Genomic DNA, 20,065 nt, shown 5'->3' with positions numbered 1-20,065 from the left:
AGGACATCCCGACCCGCGGCGCGTTGATCTGAGTCACTTGGAGCGAGGAGCATTCTCCGCGCCGTCGTCGCGGTCGATTAGAATGCGCTCCGCAGCGCCATCGAGATCATCGTACTGGCCGCTTCTCAACGCCCACAGGAAGCCGGACAGGCCGAGTGCGCCAAGGAACAGCGCCACCGGAATGAGATAGGCGAGCGTCGTCATGAGGATCGGACCAAGGTGCCGGCCCGCGCGGGCCTGTCCTGCCGCGCAGTTTCGGACGGCGCACCCGTTGCGAGGCCTTGCAGACGCATGGCATTTCCAATCACGAGCAATGACGAGGCAGACATCGCGACCGCCGCGATCAGAGGCGTAACATGGCCCAGAATGGCGATCGGCACGGCCACAGCATTGTAAACGATCGCAATTGTTATGTTCTGTCGGATCAGGCTTCCCGCCTTGCGCGACACGTCCAGCGCCAGCGGGATCGCCAAGAGGCTTTCGCGCAGAAAAACGAAGTCGGCTGCATTGCGGCCAATGTCGGCGGCCGTGGCGGGTGCGATCGAGACATGCGCGGCGCTCAGCGCCGGTGTGTCGTTGAGCCCGTCGCCAACCATCAAAACCTTGTGCCCGTCTCTCGCCAGGCTCTCGATGCGTTCAACCTTGCCGGACGGTAGCAGGCAGGGAACGAAGTCATCGACACCAAGCTCGTCCGCAACCTCGGCGCAGGCTTTCGCGGTATCGCCTGACAGCATTTCCACGCACATACCAGCGTTGCGCAGTTGATCGATCGCTGCCCTGGTGTCGAGGCGTAGCGCATCTTCGAAAACGAAGGATGCGACAATCATGCCGTTTTTCGTCAGCACTGTTCCGCCGTAGCCATGTTTGCCTTCGCCGCCGGTTCGCGCCTTCCAGCCAGCCCATCCGCGTCGACCCAGCCGCCAGGTGATACCGGCGGCGGTGGCTTCGATCCCGAAACCCGGGTGCTCGGTCACCGCATCGAATTTGTGCTGGCTGCTGCTGACGGCAAAGCCGGCAATGGCCTTTGAATATGGATGACGCGAATGCGCGGCCAAGTCGGCAGCGATTGCCAGCATGGCGGGATCGATCGACGACGTGTTGACGAGCCTGGGCTGGCCAAGCGTGAGCGTGCCGGTCTTGTCGAACACGGCTGTATCGATCGTTGCCAGGCGCTCCATGGCCGAGCCGTCCTTGACCATGATGCCGTTCTCAAACAGGCGCCGCGCGGCGACCACCTGAACGATTGGGACGGCGAGGCCAAGCGCGCAGGGGCATGTGATGATGAGAACAGCGATGGCAATCGTCATCGCCCGGTGCCAGTCGCCGGTCGCCGCCATCCAGCCCAGGAAGGTTGCCAAGGCGGTGAGATGAACCACGGGCGCGTAGAGTGCCGACACGCGGTCGGCGATACGGCGATAGCGGGCGCGACCGCCCTCCGCGGCTTCCATCAGCCGAACCATTTCTGCCAGGAACGAATCCTTCGCGGCGGCTGTGGCCTCGATCGTCAGCGGACCGGTAAGGTTGAGCACGCCGGCCTGCACGGTATCTTCTGGCGCCACGCTTCTGGGCGTGCTCTCGCCGGAGACCAGGGAGCAGTCGACGTCGGATGTCCCGCGCGCAATCCTGCCGTCGACGGGGATTCTTTCGCCGGCTGCAATAAGCAACTGCATCCCTGGTTCGATCTCGCCAACCGGCAAATAGTCGCGTGCGCCGTCGCCGCGCAACACCATGGCGCCGCGCGCGGCCAACTGCGACAGACTCTTCACCGCGGTGCGGGCGCGCTCGCGCATCACGTGATCGAGCGTGCGGCCGATCAACAGGAAGAACAGCAGCGATACCGACGCGTCGAAATAGGCGTGGTCGCCATGGGTGATCGTCTCATAGAGGCTCATAGCGTAGGCCAGTGACACGCCGACGGCTATCGGCACGTCCATGTTCATGTGGCCGTGGCGCAGCGCATTCCACGCCGACTTGAAGAAGATCCCGCCGGCGAAGGCCAGCGCAGGAATGGCGATCAGAGCCGAGACCCAGTGGAACAGGTCGCGGGTGGCGCCCTCGGCGCCGGACCAGACCGACACCGAGAGCAGCATGATGTTGCCCGCAGCAAAGCCGGCAACAGCGACGGCGCGGATAAGCTCCGAAAGCATCTTGTCCTTTGCATCAATCTCGGCTTCGAACAAATGCGCCTGATAGCCGAGCCGGCCGAGCACAGCGACCAAAGGTGGAGCCTCGTCGCCGCGCCAGCGGACTGAGACCCGCTTGGTTGACAGGTTCACGCGAGCTGCCTCGACGTGACCGAGTTTTCCCAAGGCCGTCTCGATCGTCTGGATGCAGGCGCCGCAATGAACGGTCGGCACCGAAAGGTCGGTCTGATGAAGATCGTCGCCAAGCGATCGGCTGGCCAGCCTGACCTCCTGGCTGGACGGCAGAACTGAAGTGGCGCTGACAAGATCCAGCGCGACTTCCGCGCCCGGTGCACAGCAGCTCATTTTAGCGCTCCATTGGAAATCATGACCCTGCGCACGTCGCGATAAGGTCTTGCCAGGCCGGCATCGGCGTCTATTTCGATGATCCAGACACCATCCCTTGGCACGTGTTGTGCTGCAAACTCCTGGCCAGAGACCAGGGCGAGCGTGACGGACTCATCCTCTTTCTCGTAAGCCGGATGGCGAAACAGCACCTTCACGCCATGCAGGGAAACCGGTTTGCCCGCGGCGTCGATGATGCAATAGCGGACTTCGCCCCATGCGATGGTCAACTGGCCGGTCCAGCCAAGCGCTGCCTGCGCACGGCCTTCCTCGGCCTTCTTGTTGAATTGTTGGCTCGCCACATAGGTATTTTCGACGACAAGGCCGGTCCAGCTTGTGTTGGCAAGCGTCGCCATCGTCAGATTGACCGCGATGACCACGCCGAAAAAGGCAAGGATCGTGGCCAACATGTGCCTGCCGGTGAACTCGCGGGGGTTTCGCGTGGTGGCGTTCATCTGGCGATCTCCGGCGAGTTGAAGGTGGCGGTGTATTCGTTGGACTCGAAGCTGACCTTGTCTTCGACCCGGAATGTGAAGGTCTGCGCCTGGCGATGAATCTGGTCGGCGGGCAGGCGCACGAAAACCTTCAACATCTTCAGCCGGTCGGGTTCGACCTGGACTGCAAAGGAGCGATCGGCGGGGAGATCGACGCCAACGATGCTCATCTCCGCGCCTGGCAAACCCCCGAGGGTGACGATAATCGTTCTCGGTTCGGGGATCATGTTCAAGAGCTTGACGGTATAGCCATTGCGGATCGAGCCGTCGGAGAGCGTCACGAATTGCGGGTTGCGGTCGTGCAGGACATTGATCTCGAGCCGGTCGCGGGTCAGCAGCGAAAAGAGCAGGCCCAGCCCGATCAGCGACCACATGGCCATGTAGACATAGGTTCGTGGCCGAAAGATCTTGCTGATATGGAAATGCGCGACCCTGTCCGAAAACACGCCGTCATCCGTCCTGACCAGTGATGGATTGACCGAGCTGGCACCGCCGGCGGTTGCCAGGATCATGTTGGCGTTGTAGTCGGAGAGCGTCGCGTAGGAGATCAGCCCACGCTCCTTGCCGAGCTTGTCCATGACGCCGTCACAGGCATCGATGCAGAGCGCGCAGGTGATGCATTCGAGTTGCTGACCGTCGCGTATGTCGATCCCCATCGGACAGACGGCGACACAGGCATTGCAGTCGACGCAATCGCCGACGGGATGCCCTGCGGCAAGAACCTTCTTGGCGTGACGCGTGCGCGGTTCGCCGCGCCAGTCATTGTAGGTGACAGTGAGCGAGCTCTCGTCGAGCATGGCTGCCTGGATGCGCGGCCATGGGCACATATAGGTGCAGACCTGTTCGCGCATCAGCCCGCCAAACGTGTAGGTCGTCGCCGTCAGGACCGCGACGGTGATGTAGGCGACAGGCGCTGCCGTGCCGGTGAAGAGTTCGCCGAGCAGCGTCGGCGCATCGGCGAAATAGAAGATCCATGCGCCACCAGTCGCTGCGCCTATGACCAGCCAGATGACGTGTTTCGATGCCCGCAGCACAAGCTTACGAGTGGTCCAGGGACCGGCATCCAGCTTGATGCGTGCGTTGCGGTCGCCCTCGATCGCGCGCTCGACGACCAGGAACAGATCGACCCATACGGTCTGTGGGCATGTGTAGCCACACCAGGCACGGCCAACAGTCGATGTGATCAGGAAAAGACCGACGCCGGCCATGACCAGAAGGCCGGCGACATAGTAGAATTCCTGGGGCCATATCTCGATGAAGAAGAAATAGAAGCGCCGGTTGGCGACATCGAGCAGCACCGCCTGGTCGGGGGCAAACGGGCCGCGGTCCCAGCGCAGCCACGGCGTGAGACAGTAGATGCCGAGCGTGATCGCCATCACGATCCATTTGAATCGGCGAAAGCTGCCCGACGCCCGCTTCGGGAAGATCTTCCTGCGCGCGGCATACATTGGCTGGCGCACCTGGGCGGAGTTGACCGTCGTGGGTTCGATCCGTTCTATTTGCATGTTATCGAGCACGAGAAGCTCCAGTCACCAGCGACGATTTCGCCGGAAGCCGACTCATCGGTTCTGGATGATGCCGAGGCCCGGCTTGCGCCGGGCCTCGTCGCTTGGCGGGAGGGGGAGGACGAGAATAGGCTTCTTTCCTATTCTCCGCCGCCAAGCGAATGGATGTAGACCGCCAGTTCCTTGACCTTGATCTCGCCGAGGCGCGCGCCCCAAGCCGGCATCACGCCGTGTTTCGGTGCGGTTACCTGGGCGGCGATGGCCGCTTCGCCTGACCCGTAGAGCCAGATGGCGTTGGTCAGATCTGGAGCGCCGAGTTCCTTGTTGCCTTTTGCATTGTCGCCATGACAGGCCACGCAGTTTTCGGCAAAGACCTTTGCGCCCGGCGCGACCAATGCTTGATTGACGACGGCCCCCGACAGACTGGCGACGTAGGCGCTGACCTGTTTGATCTGGTCGGCGGTGATGATGTCGGCAAAAGCGGGCATTTCCGACAGGCGCGTATCCGGATCGGAGGCGAAGCGAATGCCATGGGTGATCGTCTGCTGAATCTGGTCCGCCTTGCCGCCCCACAGCCAGTCGTCGTCGTTAAGGTTGGGGAAGCCCTTGGAGCCCTGGGCGCCGGAACCATGGCACTGCACGCAATTGAGCTTGAACGCGGCACCGCCGGCGGCGACGGCGAATTCGCGCAGCGTGTCGTCCGCCGCGATCTCCGAAACACTTTTCGCTTCTATCGCGGCGACATATTTGCCCTTGGCCGCTTCAGCCGCGGACAACTCGTTCCCGACATCGTTGCGGCTGGAGTAGCCGAGCACCCCCTTGGTCGCCGTGTGCAGCAGAGGCCATGCCGGATAGGCGATGGTGTAGCCGATCGCCCAGACTATGGTGATGTAGAACGTCCAGATCCACCAGCGCGGAAGCGGGTTGTTGAGCTCCCGGATGCCGTCCCACTCATGACCGGTGGTTGAGATGCCGGAAACCTCGTCGATGTGATCGCTGCTCATGATCAGTCCTCCTTCAGAGGAATTTGAGCTGCTTCGCCGGCTTGCCTGCGGCTTCCGGGACGAACTGCAAAGGCAACGGATCCGATGAAGAAAAGAGCCATGGCAAGTAGGCCCCAGCTGTCGGCAAACTCCCGCATGAAATTGTACGTCATGGCCATTGTCCTCAGCGGTAGCCGGCGGTCTCATCGTAGTTCTTGAAATCGACCAGCGTGCCCAGCATCTGGAGATAAGAAACCAGCGCATCCATTTCGGTGACTTGTTGCGGGTTGCCGTCGAAGTCGCCGATCTTGGCCTTGGGGTAGCGGGCCTGGAGGCCGGATGTGTCGGCGTTGGGATCAGCCTGCGCCATCAAATCGGCATTGGCGTTGGCGATCATGTCGTCGGAGTAAGGGACGCCGACGCGCCTGTTGGCGACCAGATGCGTCGAGAAGTCCTTCACCCCGATCGGCTTGTCCTTCAGGAAGGCATAGCTCGGCATGATCGATTCCGGCACCACGGACCGTGGATCTGTCAGGTGATCCACGTGCCACAGGTTGGAATACCGGTCGCCAACGCGGGCGAGATCCGGTCCGGTGCGCTTCGATCCCCACTGGAAGGGGTGGTCGTACATCGACTCGGCCGCCAGGCTGTAGTGGCCGTAGCGCTCGACCTCGTCACGGAACGGGCGGATCATCTGGCTGTGGCAGAGGTAGCAGCCCTCGCGGACATAGATGTTTCGCCCGGCAAGTTCGAGCGGCGAGTAGGGGCGCATGCCTTCCACCTTCTCGATCGTATTATCGAGATAGAAGAGCGGCGCGATCTCGACGATGCCGCCGATTGTCACGACCAGCAGCGACCCGAGGAGGAGAAGTGTAGCGTTCTTCTCGATAACCGCGTGTCTGTTCATCAACCTCATTTTCTGTCTCATCATCGCGCAAGCTGGAGGGCGGGGGTGGAGCGCGGCATCGGATCCTGCTCGCGCCGGTAGCCGAGGATGGTCATGGCGATGTTCCAGGCCATGATCAGGGTGCCGGAGAGGTACATGGCCCCACCTATGGCGCGCATGATGTAATAAGGGTGCATAGCGGCCACGGTTTCGGCGAAGGAGTAGACCAGGAAGCCCTGCTCGTCGTATTCGCGCCACATCAGGCCCTGCATGATGCCGGACACCCACATCACCGCGGCGTAGACGACGATGCCGAGCGTCGCCAGCCAGAAATGCCAGGTGACGAGCCTAAGCGAATAGAGGCGTTCACGGTTCCAGAGTCTCGGCACCATGAAGTAGATTGCGCCAAACGAGATCATGCCGACCCAGCCGAGGGCGCCGGAATGGACGTGGCCAATGGTCCAGTCGGTATAATGCGACAGCGAGTTGACCGTCTTGATCGACATCATCGGGCCTTCGAAGGTCGACATGCCGTAGAAGGCGATGGCCATCACCATCATGCGGATGATGGGATCGGTGCGCAGCTTGTCCCAGGCGCCCGACAGCGTCATCAGGCCGTTGATCATGCCGCCCCATGACGGCATCCACAGCATGATCGAGAACACCATGCCAAGCGTCTGCGCCCAATCGGGCAAAGCGGTGTAGTGCAGGTGATGCGGCCCGGCCCAGATGTAGAGGAAGATGATTGCCCAGAAATGGACGATCGACAGGCGGTAGGAATAGACCGGCCGGTTGGCCTGCTTGGGCACGAAATAATACATCATGCCGAGGAAGCCGGCGGTCAGGAAGAAACCGACGGCGTTGTGGCCGTACCACCATTGCGTCAGGGCGTCCTGGACTCCGGAAAATGCAGAATAGCTCTTGGAGCCGAGAAAGGAGGCCGGCATCGACAGGTTGTTGATCACATGCAGCATCGCGATGGTCACGATGAAGGAAAGGTAGAACCAGTTGGCGACGTAGATGTGCGGTTCCTTGCGCTTCAGGATCGTGCCCAGGAACAGGATCAGGTAGGCGACCCAGACGATGGTCAGCCAGATGTCGACATACCATTCGGGTTCCGCATATTCGCGGCTCTCGGTGATGCCGAGCAGATAACCGGTCGCGGCCATGACGATGAAGAGCTGGTAGCCCCAGAACACGAACCAGGCGAGATCGCCACCGAACAGCCGAGCGCGGCAGGTGCGTTGGACGACATAGAGAGACGTGCAAAGCAACGCGTTGCCGCCGAAGGCGAAGACGACGCCCGAGGTGTGCAGAGGCCGCAAGCGACCGAAGTTGAACCAAGGCTGGATGTTGAGATCGGGATAGGCAAGCTGCAGCGCGATGACTACCCCGACCAGCATGCCAACCACACCCCAGAACATGGTGGCGATGGCGCCGTAGCGGATTGGACCATCCATGTAGGCGGACGGGTCGATCGGAACGGCAGGCTTGAACTCAGTGTTACGCAGTAGGATCGCAGTGAAGCCAGCCAAGGCGAAGAACAAGACCCACATGTGCTGGCGAAAGGGTTCATCCACCCCAGCGCCAGCCGCCACCAAAGCCGTGAATGCGAACAGGCTTAGAAGCACGATTTCTTTGCCGAATTTCATCGCAAGCCCCGATTTCCAATTCTGGCGGATGCCAAACCGCGGGGCCTTATTGCGCAGCCGTCGCCTGCTCGCCCTGATCCATGTCAGAGCCGCACCATTTTGCTCGAGCAGCATCGAGTTCGGTGCGATCAGACTGCGACGATCGAATGTGGAAGCGCACCACCGGCCGCCCGTTTATGGATGGGGCCTGGTGTCCCCGGTCGGGCCCCGGGGTGCGGAGGCGACCGCGGGCGTGTGGGGGAACGCACCTTCTGCGACGCTGGAAAGCAGGTCGGTGCCTTACCGAACGCCGATCGTTCAATGCCTTGGAACAGCCAGCGCCAGCGTTACGCTGCCGTCGTGACATTCATGGCTTGGGGAGACGGCGATTTTCCCCTGCGGATGAGGCGAATTGACTTCGGCCAAGTGTGGATGCTTCGCCGACGAGCCGAAACGCAACTGGCGCATACGATCGGATGGAGAACGGGCTGTCGCTACGCGACTTCTTCTGAGCCCAACGCGAGCATGCCCTGCCCCGAATGAAGTAAGTGACGGGGCCATGCAGCTTCTGCGTCATTCAAACGGCTGTAGCGCCTCGGCCGCCGCAGCGCCGTTCCAGCCGGCTCATGCTGTCCACGGTGACGCGGCGGTTGTTCTCGATCCGAATCACGCCGTCCATTCTCAGGCTGGTCAGCTGACGGCTCACGGTCTCGTTTGTGATTCCAAGGAAATCAGAAATGTCGGCACGCGTCATCGGCAGCTCGAAGCACGTCGAGCTAGCCGTCGGGTCAACATTGGAGCCGATGTTCCGGGCAATCATGAGGAGAAAGCTCGCCACCTTCTCTGGTGCGGTCTTGCGCCCCAGAGTCACCATCCATTCGCGTGCCTCGTCAAGTTCGTTCAGCGCCTGCTTGAGCAGGCGATGCACAAATTCGGGTGACTGCTTCATCATCCGTTCGATGGCCGCTCTGGGAAACGAGCATAGCGAGACAGCTGTTGCCGCTTCCGCATTGATCGCACTTTTCATCTTGAAGGGCCGACCCAGAAAATCCGGGGCGAACTGCAGGCCGACAATCTGTTGGCGTCCATCTGACAGGCTCTTCGTGAGCTTCACCACGCCTGAAAGCACGTTCGAATAACAGTCGACCGCCTCGGCGTCGCCGATCAGTTCGACCCCCGGCTCGATATTGTGCCGCGACGACGTCTTGGCGAGCTGAGCCAAATGGTCTGGCTCTAGCGCGCCACAGACACCGCGGCGCCGTGCCTCGCAAGACAGGCAAAGAACGGGGATGCCGGAACTGTGAATATCCTGCCGTAATGTCATTCGATCGCTCTACCGGTCCGTGCGGGCAGGATAGCATCCACGGTAGAAAAATCCTTGCGGCAGTTTGTCCGTGCTGAAGGTTGATCGAAATCAGGGCTTAGGCTCATCCAAGCATCCACAGTTCGGGCGACGCAAACACGGTGGACCACGACATGCGACAAAAGCTAGTTGCCAGATTTGGTGAGAACGTTCCACGCTACACGAGCTACCCGACCGCGCCGCATTTCCATCCAGGCATTGATGCTGCCGTTTGTCGTGGCTGGCTGCAAGCGCTCAACGAGGGCGACGAAATCTCGCTCTATCTGCACATCCCATACTGCGACAAACTTTGCTGGTTCTGTGCCTGCCATACCAAACAGACACGCCATTACGAACCGGTGACGATCTATCTCCGCTCACTGCATGCCGAGATCGCTACCGTCGCCGGTCTTGTTGGAGGCAAAGGTCGTGTGCGTGCCGTCCATTTCGGCGGTGGTTCGCCGACGATGCTCAAGCCCGAAGATATGGCGGCGCTGGGAACCGCCCTGCGCAACAGCTTCGGCTTTCTTCCCGGCGCCACGATCAGCGTTGAAATCGAACCCAACGATATGGACGATGCCCGCCTCGATGCGCTTGCCGAAATCGGCATGACAAGGGCGAGCCTCGGCGTCCAGGACTTCGATCCGAAGGTTCAGAAGGCAATCAACCGCGAGCAGAGCTTTTTGCAGACCAAAGCGGTAGTCGACGGTGTTCGTTCGCGCGGCGTCGAATCCGTCAATCTAGACCTGCTCTACGGCCTGCCGCACCAGACGAGGGAGAGCGTCTCCTCCACCGTCGCGCAGGCACTGACCCTGGAGCCGGACAGGATAGCGCTTTTTGGCTACGCCCATGTGCCGTGGTTCAAGAAACATCAGACGATGATAGACGAGGCATGGCTGCCCGGTCCCGCGGAGAGATTTGCTCAATCGCAACTGGCGGCGCGGGCGATCGTGGACCAGGGGTACGAAGCAATCGGCCTCGACCATTTCGCCAAACCCGGCGATGCCCTGGCCCTTGCCGCCCGCGCCGGAACACTGCACCGCAACTTTCAGGGTTACACCGACGATTGCTGCGAAACCTTGATTGGGTTAGGCCCATCGTCCATCAGCCAGTTTCGGCAGGGCTATGCGCAGAACATGCCTTCGACCAGCGAATATCGATGCACGGTTGATGACGGCGGGCTGGCCGCTGTTCGGGGTATCGCACTTTCCAACGACGACCGCGTTCGCGGCTGGATCATCGAGCGTTTGATGTGCGACTTCGCCTTCTCGGCCGTCGATCTGGTGGAACGCTTCGGCGAGGCCGGCCAGAGGCTCCTCCTTCAGTCAAGTTCCATGGCCCTCCACGATCCGGTTCGATTGCTTGAACTTGATGGCGACAGATTCGTTGTGCCGGCTGAAAGTCGCCCTTTCGTCCGAAGCATCGCGGCCAGGTTCGACAAATATTTCGAAGCTGGAACGGCCAGGCACTCGGCGGCAGTCTGAGCACTCAGAGGACCGGTCATGCCTCTCAGTCGATCATGGACCGCGGTACGTTTGTTGATCGGCGACCGTCGTATCGAGACAAGATTCGGAGCGGACCAGACGCGTCTTGGCGCAGCGACGATATCGTCCGCTCGAGCCCTGCCTGTCGGATCATGGTTGTCGGCGACAGCTCCCTTCGACCTGAACCACCCGTTCACCCGAATTCTGCCGGCGCAGTTCCAGTGGAAAGGGCCTGGGCTAGACGGCTCTCTTGTTACCCCAGAGCACAACGTGCAGCTGCGGTAGCACGCGGGCCTCGAACCATCGGTCGCGGGTCACGCTGTCAACCAGCCACTCCATGCGCTTCAATATTCCGTCAAGGTCGACAGGCGCGTCATCATTTGTGGGGTGTGGCGGCGTGTGATTGCCAGGCTGCAGATAGATCGGAAGTTGCGGAAATTGCGCAGCGGCGTCTTTCGCGTAGGTGTAGTCCCTTTCGTCGAAAACAATGAGCTTGAGCACGACTTGGGGCTTGCCTTGTGCCGCCTGGAGGCACGCCTCGACAGCGGCCCAATCTGTCGTCATTTGGCTTGACGGCGGCTTTGGGCTGAGGATCAGCACGTCAAGCTGCGCAAACCAGTCCCTGGCAAGCGACCCTTGGGTTTCCAGCGCAAAACGGTAACCGTCACCATGGCCCCGGTCGATGAGCCCGCCGAGCGGCTGGATGGCGGGATTGCCGCCTGATAGCGACACCATCAGCGGGCGGCCACCGGAAAGGGCAAGCACATTTTTCCACACCGCGCCAACGGACATCATCTCCCATTCATGGCGGAATTGATTGTCCACAGCATGGAGGCTGTCGCACCAGGAACAGCGATAGTCACACCCGCCGGTTCTGACGAAGATCGTCGGCAAACCTATGAGCACGCCCTCGCCCTGGATCGTCGGCCCGAAAATCTCGCTAACGCGGATTGCGGGATGAGTATTCGTCATGGCCGGTATTCCGCCCAGGTTTTCGGCGTTTCGCTCACCCGCACGGCCGCGGTTTCGCTCAGGCGTGCCTTGCACCATTCGTAGAAATGTCTGGCCAGATATTCCGCCGTGACTTGCTCGTGTCCCAGCACGTCGTTGAGATGCCGGTGGTCGAAGCTCTCGTCGATGTAGCGTTTGAACGGCGCCAAGTCGTGGTAGTCGCGCACGAAGCCGTGATCGTCCAGTCCATCCGCTGAAAGCTCCACTTCGACGATGTAGTTATGTCCGTGCAGGCGCGCGCATTGGTGATCGGGTGGCAATGAGGTGAGCTGATGCGAGGCTGAGAAGTGGAATTCCTTGGTGATGCGGAACATTACGCGGTGGTCCTTCGCAGCGCTCCGAGCCAGAAGTCGGAGTCCTCATACTCCGTTGGGTCCGGGTGCCCAGCGATGTGAAACGCCTCACGCCGCTCGACGCAGGTCCCGCACCTCCCGCAATGACGCTCGGCGCCCTTGTAACAGGACCAGGTCTGCGCAAACGGCGTGCCGTATGTGGTTCCATCCGTAACAATGTCCGCCTTCGCCAGGTTCACATAGGGTGCATAAAGGCGAATCTGCGCGTAGCCGTCGAGCGCGTGGTCCTGCATCATCTGGAAAGCGTCGATGAAGGCCGGACGGCAATCGGGATAGACAACGTGATCCCCACCATGCACGGCCGTCGCCACTGCGTCAGCGTCTTGCGCTGCGGCGAGGCCGAAGGCAATGGCCAACATGATGGCGTTCCGGTTGGGCACCACGGTTATCTTCATCGTGTCTTCGGCATAGTGCCCGTCGGGCACGTCCACATTGTCGGTCAGCGCGGAGCCGGAAAGGCCGCCGCCGATCTCGTGGATATCGATGATTCGCTGCGGGACAGTCAGGCGCTCCGCGCAAAGGGTGGCGAAGCCCAATTCCTTCCTATGCCGTTGGCCGTAATCGAACGATAGCAGGCCGGTAAGCTGGTGCTCCGCTGCCACCTTGTGGGCAAGAGTAACGGAATCCAATCCGCCGGAGCAGACGACGAGAGTCTTCATCGTTGGGTCCTTGTTTTAACCGGGTAGGCTGCGACCGGAGATTTCTCTGCGCTCAAGTACTTCAGGAAAACCATTTTGTGAAGTGAACGGAGACCAATTCGTGCGCTTGCGTGCGATGCGCAAAAAGCCTTCGCGGTGAGCTGCAAGGACACGGACGAGACGTCACCCTTGAGCGGAATGCTCAGAGTCGAACGCTTCTCGGGGACAAAGTTCTCGACGAGCAGAGCCTGGCGGTCCCGAGCGCCGAGCGACGCCGGTGCAACGGTTTCGGGGTACAAAGCCGAGATGGGCTTGCCGCAAACAGCTCACTAACCAGGGATGTTCAGCGATGCCGAAATCCAGATATCGGGATGGATTATGAGGTCAATTGTCGCGACAGCTTGGCTGGCCTGCTCCTTGCGTTTCGTAGATGCAGCGCATTCCACTTCAGGAGCATTTTGATGAGCACGCCCTCGATGGATGACCGGCGAACCCTGAATAACCGGTCGTGAGCCGACATCTGTGAACAAGCGGTGTGGTCGATTGCAATCACCCATGTCTTGCGCACAGGTACCTCATGGCAGTGGATGAACTGAACTTGATGGTTTTACAGATGGCAGTCGAAAGCGTCCGCTCGCTCTCGTTGAGCTTCGCTGAAAAAGCCGCCGAGATAGCCACCAGGAGCCGCGGCAGCCTGCTTTTCGACGTTCGGATCGACGGTGACGCGCAGGTCCAGCGGGTCGCAGCCATCCGATATCACGGCGGCCAATTCGGCGTGCTGGCGTTAGACGGACACGGCCTAGTTACCCACTATTGCATCGTTAACGGTATGTTCTCACATTACATTGCGGCCTTGGAGAGCTGGCACAGGATGCCCCTGTCGATGCAGGCCAAGATGGATGCCAACGGCAATGCCCGTCTTTTCGTAGCGGCGTTGCGGGATGCCGGACATATGCTGGGCACCTAGCATATGGCCAGAGTGCATCTCTGAATTTGCATGTGCATCACTGCGATGGCGCCGGCATGATCGTGATGCTCGAAAAGGGCTGCGGCGGCCGTGGCAAAGCGGTCGCCGCGATGATGGTTTCAACGGCGTTGCATCGATGCGAGCGTTTAGACAGAGGTCTCCTCCTGGCATCGCGCGCATGCAAGGAGCTACGCAAGCGCAAATGTATCAAGTATTTTGAAGCGACGACCCCTCATGCATATGGAGCTGCGATGCACGGGCGGCATAAGCCTCGTTGCCATCTAGCCGCCTTGATGCACGGCGATGAGCTTTCGGCGGCCTGCATCGGCGATCTGGCCGCCCTGTGCATTTTGACAAGCCTCGTCGGGTGCCGGCGATGATCCGTCGTGATGGCAGGCGGGGGTTTACAGGTTGCGGTCGGCGGGTTCGTTTCGGGCGCCTGCGCCCATCGTTATGTCGCGAGTTGGGGGATGCGATCGAGGACGATGCGCAGGATGCGCTGGTCGGGGCACGATGTCGGCAGGTGCAGGCGGATTTGCGATTTCATCTCGACCACCCGCGCAGCGATTTTGATGAGGCGCAATCGCAGCGTGTCGAATTGGGCGACGGCAAAGCTCGAGCGCCTCGGCATCGCGGCCCGCAAGCCCCACATCAACCAGTAAGCACCGGCATGCAGGAATAGCCGGAACTGGTTGGCCGTCGCTCTGGTGCAGGATGTGCGGTCGGCGGCAAGATGCGTCTTCCACGATGTGGTTCTCGGCCGCGCCGCGCCGGCAGTAGACATCCTCGTAGAGCGCCTTGGCCTTCCCACCGGCAAGGTTGGTGACGACGAAGCGGATATCGCCACCGTGGGCGCCGACCTCGACCCGCGCGATGATACGCTCGACGCGGCTCCAACTAGCGGCGCCGTCAACGAACTCCTTGAACCTGCGGACCTTGCCTGTCTTGGCCGACGCTTCGAAGCGCGCCGTCGTGCTGGCATCCAGATCCGCGACATGCTTGCGCAGGGTCGTGGTGGGCGCGAGGCCAAAGATGAAGTCGACGTCGTTGGCGCGGCACCAGTCGATGACCTGCGGGTTGCAATAATGGCTATCGCCGCGGAGCAGGATTCGAATGTTCGGCCAGTTGATCCGGATCGCCCGCACCAGACGGCGCAGGTGGGGGCGGATCTCAGCCCCACTCGGCCGCTTGGCCGGTCGCAGGATCGCACTGACGAACCGTCCCGCACCATCGAACACGACGATCGGCTGGAAGCCGTACTCGTCATGGTGGGCATTGAACAGGCGAAGCCGTTGGCCTCCGTGTACAGCGTCGAAGGTGTCGAGAGCGCGGCGCAGCCGGTTGGCGTCGTTGCCGTCCTCGTAGCCGGCGGCGATCATCTTCATGCGAAAGCCGATCATGTCCGCCAGGCTGTGGACGACCTGGTCCGGGCAGCGCGGATCGTCGATGCAACGCGCCAGACGCTCGGCCATCCGCAACCGCTTTTCCACCTCGGCCAAGGCCAGAACGCCGCTGTTGGACGACAGCATGCCGCCGTCGAAACGGGCGACGACGGACTTGCCGCCGACTGATGACAAACCGCTCAGCGGCAGCGCAAGATCGTTCATGGTGGGTGTGGTCTCGGGAAATGGTTCGGATCGGCTTAAGCAACCAAATCCTACGTCATTTCAACGGGCTTGCGCCACATCCACCAACCCCCATGAATTTGGCTAGGTTGATGCGGCGTGCCGCCGCCGTGAGGCTGCGCTCGCTCAGCAGCGCGTCGAGAACGACGAGAAGATTCAGATCGAGCCCTTTGAAACGCATGTCTTAGCTATCCATAGCGTGGATGAATTTGATTGAAACAAAGGATTTTACCAATTTTCCGGAATGTCGCATGGACCTGGCAGGATCTCAAGTGCGCCGATCACTGCCCCTATCGCGTGGCGAGTCCCTTGAGAAGAGCCCGAAAGAGGAAATCTGTCGCGTGCGGTGGAGATTGTACTGGAAATGAGAGGCAGCGCTCCGATCATGTCGAACTCTCCGACGAATGGCGGACCGGTACAATAGTTGATCGCAACTGGTCCGGAGCTATGAAACATCTCGATTACATATGAGGTGCCGAGTGAATACGCTGACAGCACCCACCGTCGCAGCGTTTAGCTGACGTTTGACGACGGTTCCTATCCATTTACACGCAGATTCTTGATGTGCTGGCGCAAAAGCGGGAGGCCGGCGACTTTTCTTCGTCATCGGGCTGACGCCGCAGAAGCCGGAACTCGTCCGGTTCCTATGGGCATTGGGCTTGGTCGGCGCACAGGGCTCCATGAGGGGCAATTTTGGCAACGCGACGCGATTCGGGTTTTGAACGACGCCGAAAACGCAAGCTGGAAAGGAACAAGATGGCAGATCAACTCGCCAACGAAATAATCGCCATGATCAAGAAGCGCGCCGCGTCGGAGGGCGGCATAGCGCCTGCCACAGGCGGCGAGATAACGGCTGCCACGAGACTGACTTCGCTCGGTATCGATTCACTGGGATTGGCGGACGTTCTCTGGGACCTGGAGCAGGCCTACGGCATCGAGATCGAGATGAATACGGCCGAGGCATGGTCGGATCTCCAGAATGTTGGGGACATGGTGGAAGCCGTGCGCAGCTTGCTCGCTACGGGGGTGTGAATGGACAGGCGCGTCGTGATTACTGGGATTGGCGGGATTTGCGGGCTTGGGACCAACACCGCCGCCATTTGGACAGAGATGCGAGAAGGCCGCTCCGCCATCGGCCCAATCGTCAACTCCGAGCTCCATGAATTGAGGGTCAGGATTGGTGCCGAGATCAAAGCGCTGCCGGAGCATGACATCGACCGCAAGCAACTCATCTCCATGGACCGCTTCAGCCTGCTCGCTGTTCTTGCGGCGCGCGAAGCCATGCGTCAGGCCGGACTTTCCTCCAAAGAGGGAAATAGCTATCGCTTCGGTGCGACGGTGGGCGTTGGCGGCTGCGGGTGGGATGCGATCGAGCAAACCTACCGCGCCATCCTGCTGGGCGGTAAGCGTGCCGCTCTCTTGACTGTACCCAAGGCGATGCCGGGTGCCGCTGCCGGCCAGGTCAGCATGAGTCTCGGCCTGCGCGGGCCGGTCTTCGGCGTCACGTCCGCCTGTTCCTCGGCAAACCATGCGATTGCCTGCGCGGTGGACCAGATCAGGCACGGCCGGGCCGACGTGATGCTTGCCGGCGGCAGCGAAGCGCCGCTCGTATGGGGTGTGCTGAAGGCATGGGAAGCGATCCGCGTGCTTTCGCCCGATGCTTGCCGGCCATTCTCGGCCGATCGCCAGGGCCTATCGCTTGGTGAAGGCGCCGGCATGGCGGTGCTGGAAAGCTACGAGCATGCCCTGGCTCGGGGCGCCACCATCCTTGCCGAAATTGCCGGTGCCGGCCTTTCCGCCGATGCGTCCGACATCGTCGCGCCGACTGTCGAGGGGCCGGAGGCAGCAATGCGGGCCTGCCTTGCCGATGCCAGGCTGGACGCCGAGGATGTCGACTATCTCAACGCGCACGGCACCGGCACAAAGGCCAACGACCAGATCGAGACGGCGGCGATCAAGCGCGTCTTCGGTCAGCACGCCTTCTCAATGTCCATTTCTTCTACCAAGTCCATGCACGCGCATTGCCTCGGCGCGTCCGGCGCGCTCGAGTTGATCGCCTGCGTGATGGCTATCCGCGAGAGCGTCGTGCCGCCGACTGCCAATTATCGTGAGCTGGACCCCGATTGCGATCTCGACGTCACGCCCAATGTGGCACGCGAGCGCAAGGTGCGCGTGGCACTGAGCAACTCCTTCGCCTTTGGCGGCACGAACGCGGTTCTGGCGTTCAGGCAGGTGTAGAGGCCATGAGAGATGCCTCCGGCAACATTATCTCTCGCATCCAGATGCTTGCCAGATAACTATTGTGAAGGGCGGGTCATTGACCGCCTCGGCGAATGCGGGAAGTGGCAGCGGAAGCTCGACGATCCGGGGGTATCGTCTTTGCGAAATTCTTAACTGTTGAAGCGGCTTGGACGTACCGCCGCCCCGTAAAAGGTAAGCGAGGCCCTGCGGGCTCGGCTTGAGGGTCTGAAGCTGTACACGACAATGTCTGGAAGCCTCAGGGTCGGCTCTGCGCCCGTTATAGCCGCCTGAGTGCTGCCGGCCCGGCCGCGCCGCGGGCGCCGTCAACGAACTCCTTGAACCTGCGGACCTTGCCTGTCTTGGCCGACGCTTCCAAGCGTGCCGTCGTGCTGGCCTCCAGATCCGCGACATGCTTGCGCAGGGTCGTGGTGGGCGCAGGCCAAAGATGAAGTCGACGTCGTTGGCGCGGCACCAGTCGATGATCTGCGGGTTGCAATAATCGCTATCGCCGCGGAGCAGGATTCGAATGTTCGGCCAGTTGATCCGGATCGCCCGCACCAGACGGCGCAGGTGGGGGCGGATCTCAGCCCCACTCGGCCGCTTGGCCGGTCGCAGGATCGCGCTGACGAACCGTCCCGCACCATCGAACACGACGATCGGCTGGAAGCCGTACTCGTCATGGTGGGCATTGAACAGGCGAAGCTGTTGGCCTCCGTGCACAGCGTCGAAGGTGTCGTCAATGTCGAGTACGATCCGCTTCGGCACCTGCCGGAACGAGGCGCAATAGAGATCGACCATCGCCCGTCCCATCGACCAACTCCCGCACGCCGGGTAGGTTCTCCAGCCGGCACAGCGTCGATTTCGACGCCAGATCCCGACCCGACGGCAGCGCATCCTGGGCCATCTTGAAGACCGGATCGCGGCGCAGCCGGTTGGCGTCGTTGCCGTCCTCATAGCCCGCGGCGATCATCTTCATGCGAAAGCCGATCATGTCCGCCAGGCTGTGGACGACCTGGTCCGGGCAGCGCGGATCGTCGATGCAACGCGCCAGACGCTCGGCCACCCGCAACCGCTTTTCCACCTCGGCCAAGGCCAGAACGCCGCTGTTGGACGACAGCATGCCGCCGTCGAAACGGGCGACGACGGACTTGCCGCCGACTGATGACAAACCGCTCAGCGGCAGCGCAAGATCGTTCATGGTGGGTGTGGTCTCCGGGAAATTTCGGATCGGCTTAAGCAACCAAATCCTACGTCATTTCAAGGCTTGCGCCACATCCACCAACCCCCATGAATTTTTCAGGCTAGCAGAGAGGGTGCTTGCGGTGCACTCACTGAACGAGATCGCAAATGGACGCGCGTAACCACCAGAACTGGCGACACCCATGGTGGTCCGCTGGACCCGCAGGAGGAACCACAAGGTGTGAGCGGGCAGAGCGCAAGCGAGTGCCTACTTCGATCTTTCTAGAAGCGCGCCGGCAGCCTGGGCGGGGGGCTTGGGGGTCAGACTGCCGGCGCACGCCACTCACGAAGAGCGGCCCCTTTTCGTGGTTCGAACGCCCATAGTCAACCCGGAAACGTCAGGATGCCCGCCACGTTAATTTCAGAGCGGCGCGACTCGCCATGTTGGACGATTCAGCCCGTAGGCCGAGTTGATGCTCAAGCCAGCATCGCCTTGCCGAACTAGGAAGAGTTCGCCGTTACAATCCTTCGTCGCGAGCCGATGCCGTCGTGCACGTTTCGTAGCACTCCGGGCGGCTATATCGCTTTGTTGTTCGGCGAGCTGCGCCAGAAGGCATTCGCATCCAATCGAATCAAAAGTCGACATCAGCCGCAAGCTTCACATCACAACAGCTAGTCCACCCATTGCAGATCATCCGACTGATCAGGCGGCGTCCGAAATGTCCAACTCCGACTCAAGAATTCCCACAGGTATGGAAAGCGATTTCGCTATCCGATCCCGATAGCCCTTGCTGTACCTCAGACCTCGCTCGATGTTTTGGATTTCCTCAGCGGCCAGCCCGCACGCGACCGCCAGGTCGTCGATCGAATATCCAAGGTGCTCGCGATAAGCGCGGACGATGTGGGTTCCCTGGGACATAGCCGTCAAGACTGGTTCGGGAATGCGCGAATCCTTCATAGACATCTCCAAGAACTGGGAGCTCCCTTGGAGATTCCTCCCCGCGGCGCACACCTAGCAAATAAAAAAAATGGTCGTCCATTCGGCCGAACCGGCCTCATGCATGGGATGGGCCGCTGAACTGGCCGGGCCGGAATATGGCGGCTCACCTGCTTCTGATCAAGTATCAAGGCTACCCGTGCTGAGAGCCTGGTCGGCGTAGCGCATGCGACCTGCGATCCTTCGTGGACCATTCTCGCC

Annotated in this window: 18 protein-coding genes and 4 pseudogenes; 5 read left to right on the top strand and 17 right to left on the bottom strand. The window is 61.0% G+C overall.

The features are described from left to right. Positions 1–33: 33 nt before the first annotated feature. The 9 genes from ccoS to NKJ88_RS23200 form a co-directional block, all read right to left on the bottom strand. Positions 34–204 (bottom strand): cbb3-type cytochrome oxidase assembly protein CcoS, encoded by a 171-nt coding sequence (ccoS, locus tag NKJ88_RS23240; protein ID WP_023685546.1) that lies wholly within the window; start codon positions 202–204, stop codon positions 34–36. Further along, positions 201–2,489, bottom strand: coding sequence for a cation-translocating P-type ATPase (locus NKJ88_RS23235; RefSeq protein WP_352445671.1), 2,289 nt, complete (start codon positions 2,487–2,489; stop codon positions 201–203). Before NKJ88_RS23235 ends, ccoS begins: the two co-directional genes overlap by 4 nt. Beyond that, the gene (locus NKJ88_RS23230; protein ID WP_023750568.1) at positions 2,486–2,983 is read right to left on the bottom strand and encodes a FixH family protein; all 498 of its coding nucleotides are present in this window, start codon (positions 2,981–2,983) and stop codon (positions 2,486–2,488) included. The genes NKJ88_RS23235 and NKJ88_RS23230 overlap by 4 nt, the downstream gene beginning before the upstream one ends. Beyond that, complete coding sequence (gene ccoG / locus NKJ88_RS23225) at positions 2,980–4,527, bottom strand: cytochrome c oxidase accessory protein CcoG (RefSeq protein WP_502904769.1); 1,548 nt, start codon at positions 4,525–4,527, stop codon at positions 2,980–2,982. Before ccoG ends, NKJ88_RS23230 begins: the two co-directional genes overlap by 4 nt. Before the next feature lie 140 nt (positions 4,528–4,667). Next, positions 4,668–5,531, bottom strand: a complete 864-nt coding sequence (ccoP, locus tag NKJ88_RS23220) for a cytochrome-c oxidase, cbb3-type subunit III (RefSeq protein WP_352445667.1) — start codon at positions 5,529–5,531, stop codon at positions 4,668–4,670. Positions 5,532–5,533: 2 nt separating this feature from the next. Further along, entirely contained in the window at positions 5,534–5,683 is a 150-nt protein-coding gene (locus NKJ88_RS23215) for a CcoQ/FixQ family Cbb3-type cytochrome c oxidase assembly chaperone (RefSeq protein ID WP_023690689.1), read from the bottom strand. Between the two features lie 11 nt (positions 5,684–5,694). Beyond that, positions 5,695–6,426: a cytochrome-c oxidase, cbb3-type subunit II gene (gene ccoO, locus NKJ88_RS23210; RefSeq protein ID WP_352445665.1), complete on the bottom strand. Its 732-nt coding sequence runs from the start codon at positions 6,424–6,426 to the stop codon at positions 5,695–5,697. Positions 6,427–6,437: 11 nt separating this feature from the next. Beyond that, entirely contained in the window at positions 6,438–8,048 is a 1,611-nt protein-coding gene (gene ccoN, locus NKJ88_RS23205) for a cytochrome-c oxidase, cbb3-type subunit I (RefSeq protein WP_352445663.1), read from the bottom strand. 556 nt (positions 8,049–8,604) lie between these two features. Next, complete coding sequence (locus NKJ88_RS23200) at positions 8,605–9,351, bottom strand: Crp/Fnr family transcriptional regulator (RefSeq protein WP_352445661.1); 747 nt, start codon at positions 9,349–9,351, stop codon at positions 8,605–8,607. A 152-nt stretch (positions 9,352–9,503) separates the two neighbouring features. On the opposite strand from NKJ88_RS23200, the gene hemN reads away from it, so the two are divergent. Further along, entirely contained in the window at positions 9,504–10,853 is a 1,350-nt protein-coding gene (gene hemN, locus NKJ88_RS23195; protein ID WP_352445659.1) for an oxygen-independent coproporphyrinogen III oxidase, read from the top strand. Positions 10,854–11,090: 237 nt separating this feature from the next. Here hemN and queE read toward each other — a convergent pair whose 3' ends face one another. Genes queE through queC form a run of 3 tightly spaced genes read right to left on the bottom strand, consistent with a single transcriptional unit; the run spans position 11,091 to position 12,876 of the window. Further along, positions 11,091–11,825 (bottom strand): 7-carboxy-7-deazaguanine synthase QueE, encoded by a 735-nt coding sequence (gene queE / locus NKJ88_RS23190; protein ID WP_352445749.1) that lies wholly within the window; start codon positions 11,823–11,825, stop codon positions 11,091–11,093. Beyond that, positions 11,822–12,178, bottom strand: coding sequence for a 6-carboxytetrahydropterin synthase QueD (gene queD / locus NKJ88_RS23185; RefSeq protein WP_023807034.1), 357 nt, complete (start codon positions 12,176–12,178; stop codon positions 11,822–11,824). Before queD ends, queE begins: the two co-directional genes overlap by 4 nt. After that, the gene (gene queC / locus NKJ88_RS23180) at positions 12,178–12,876 is read right to left on the bottom strand and encodes a 7-cyano-7-deazaguanine synthase QueC (protein ID WP_352445657.1); all 699 of its coding nucleotides are present in this window, start codon (positions 12,874–12,876) and stop codon (positions 12,178–12,180) included. The genes queD and queC overlap by 1 nt, the downstream gene beginning before the upstream one ends. Positions 12,877–13,432: 556 nt before the next feature. Between queC and NKJ88_RS23175 the strand changes: the two genes are divergently transcribed. Continuing rightward, positions 13,433–13,822: a hypothetical protein gene (locus NKJ88_RS23175; protein WP_023747260.1), complete on the top strand. Its 390-nt coding sequence runs from the start codon at positions 13,433–13,435 to the stop codon at positions 13,820–13,822. 56 nt (positions 13,823–13,878) lie between these two features. Then, positions 13,879–14,202, top strand: coding sequence for a hypothetical protein (locus NKJ88_RS23170; RefSeq protein WP_023807036.1), 324 nt, complete (start codon positions 13,879–13,881; stop codon positions 14,200–14,202). 71 nt (positions 14,203–14,273) lie between these two features. Here the strand turns inward: NKJ88_RS23170 and NKJ88_RS23165 are convergent. Beyond that, positions 14,274–15,429: pseudogene (locus NKJ88_RS23165) on the bottom strand (IS1380 family transposase). Between the two features lie 97 nt (positions 15,430–15,526). Continuing rightward, a pseudogene (locus NKJ88_RS23160) lies at positions 15,527–15,628 on the bottom strand (LysR family transcriptional regulator); the annotation flags it as partial. A 575-nt stretch (positions 15,629–16,203) separates the two neighbouring features. Here NKJ88_RS23160 and NKJ88_RS23155 point away from each other — a divergent pair. Beyond that, positions 16,204–16,479, top strand: coding sequence for an acyl carrier protein (locus tag NKJ88_RS23155; RefSeq protein WP_031206078.1), 276 nt, complete (start codon positions 16,204–16,206; stop codon positions 16,477–16,479). Then, complete coding sequence (locus NKJ88_RS23150) at positions 16,480–17,685, top strand: beta-ketoacyl-[acyl-carrier-protein] synthase family protein (RefSeq protein WP_031356310.1); 1,206 nt, start codon at positions 16,480–16,482, stop codon at positions 17,683–17,685. It abuts the gene before it with no gap. On the opposite strand, the pseudogene NKJ88_RS23145 reads toward NKJ88_RS23150, so the two are convergent. The 3 genes and pseudogenes from NKJ88_RS23145 to NKJ88_RS23135 all read right to left on the bottom strand — a co-directional run. Continuing rightward, positions 17,672–17,836: pseudogene (locus NKJ88_RS23145) on the bottom strand (LysR family transcriptional regulator); the annotation flags it as partial. The gene NKJ88_RS23150 and the pseudogene NKJ88_RS23145 overlap by 14 nt on opposite strands. 168 nt (positions 17,837–18,004) lie before the next feature. Further along, a pseudogene (locus NKJ88_RS23140) lies at positions 18,005–18,886 on the bottom strand (IS1380 family transposase); the annotation flags it as partial. 684 nt (positions 18,887–19,570) lie between these two features. After that, positions 19,571–19,825, bottom strand: coding sequence for a helix-turn-helix domain-containing protein (locus tag NKJ88_RS23135; protein WP_031197535.1), 255 nt, complete (start codon positions 19,823–19,825; stop codon positions 19,571–19,573). Positions 19,826–20,065 lie beyond the last annotated feature (240 nt).

It is taken from the genome of Mesorhizobium sp. M0016, from assembly GCF_040324035.1.
Taxonomy (GTDB): domain Bacteria; phylum Pseudomonadota; class Alphaproteobacteria; order Rhizobiales; family Rhizobiaceae; genus Mesorhizobium.
This window is presented reverse-complemented; position numbering and strand designations above follow the sequence as displayed.

What these genes read in the sequence shown, in the direction of transcription:
- NKJ88_RS23230 (WP_023750568.1), bottom strand. Translation starts at nt 2,983, where the DNA reads ATGAACGCCACCACGCGAAACCCCCGCGAGTTCACCGGCAGGCACATG.
- NKJ88_RS23135 (WP_031197535.1), bottom strand. Translation starts at nt 19,825, where the DNA reads ATGAAGGATTCGCGCATTCCCGAACCAGTCTTGACGGCTATGTCCCAG.
- NKJ88_RS23200 (WP_352445661.1), bottom strand. Translation starts at nt 9,351, where the DNA reads ATGACATTACGGCAGGATATTCACAGTTCCGGCATCCCCGTTCTTTGC.
- NKJ88_RS23170 (WP_023807036.1), top strand. Translation starts at nt 13,879, where the DNA reads ATGATCGTGATGCTCGAAAAGGGCTGCGGCGGCCGTGGCAAAGCGGTC.
- ccoN (WP_352445663.1), bottom strand. Translation starts at nt 8,048, where the DNA reads ATGAAATTCGGCAAAGAAATCGTGCTTCTAAGCCTGTTCGCATTCACG.
- queD (WP_023807034.1), bottom strand. Translation starts at nt 12,178, where the DNA reads ATGTTCCGCATCACCAAGGAATTCCACTTCTCAGCCTCGCATCAGCTC.
- ccoP (WP_352445667.1), bottom strand. Translation starts at nt 5,531, where the DNA reads ATGAGCAGCGATCACATCGACGAGGTTTCCGGCATCTCAACCACCGGT.
- queE (WP_352445749.1), bottom strand. Translation starts at nt 11,825, where the DNA reads ATGACGAATACTCATCCCGCAATCCGCGTTAGCGAGATTTTCGGGCCG.
- NKJ88_RS23215 (WP_023690689.1), bottom strand. Translation starts at nt 5,683, where the DNA reads ATGACGTACAATTTCATGCGGGAGTTTGCCGACAGCTGGGGCCTACTT.
- NKJ88_RS23235 (WP_352445671.1), bottom strand. Translation starts at nt 2,489, where the DNA reads ATGAGCTGCTGTGCACCGGGCGCGGAAGTCGCGCTGGATCTTGTCAGC.
- NKJ88_RS23175 (WP_023747260.1), top strand. Translation starts at nt 13,433, where the DNA reads ATGGCAGTGGATGAACTGAACTTGATGGTTTTACAGATGGCAGTCGAA.
- ccoO (WP_352445665.1), bottom strand. Translation starts at nt 6,426, where the DNA reads ATGAGGTTGATGAACAGACACGCGGTTATCGAGAAGAACGCTACACTT.
- queC (WP_352445657.1), bottom strand. Translation starts at nt 12,876, where the DNA reads ATGAAGACTCTCGTCGTCTGCTCCGGCGGATTGGATTCCGTTACTCTT.
- ccoS (WP_023685546.1), bottom strand. Translation starts at nt 204, where the DNA reads ATGACGACGCTCGCCTATCTCATTCCGGTGGCGCTGTTCCTTGGCGCA.
- NKJ88_RS23155 (WP_031206078.1), top strand. Translation starts at nt 16,204, where the DNA reads ATGGCAGATCAACTCGCCAACGAAATAATCGCCATGATCAAGAAGCGC.
- ccoG (WP_502904769.1), bottom strand. Translation starts at nt 4,527, where the DNA reads ATGCAAATAGAACGGATCGAACCCACGACGGTCAACTCCGCCCAGGTG.
- NKJ88_RS23150 (WP_031356310.1), top strand. Translation starts at nt 16,480, where the DNA reads ATGGACAGGCGCGTCGTGATTACTGGGATTGGCGGGATTTGCGGGCTT.
- hemN (WP_352445659.1), top strand. Translation starts at nt 9,504, where the DNA reads ATGCGACAAAAGCTAGTTGCCAGATTTGGTGAGAACGTTCCACGCTAC.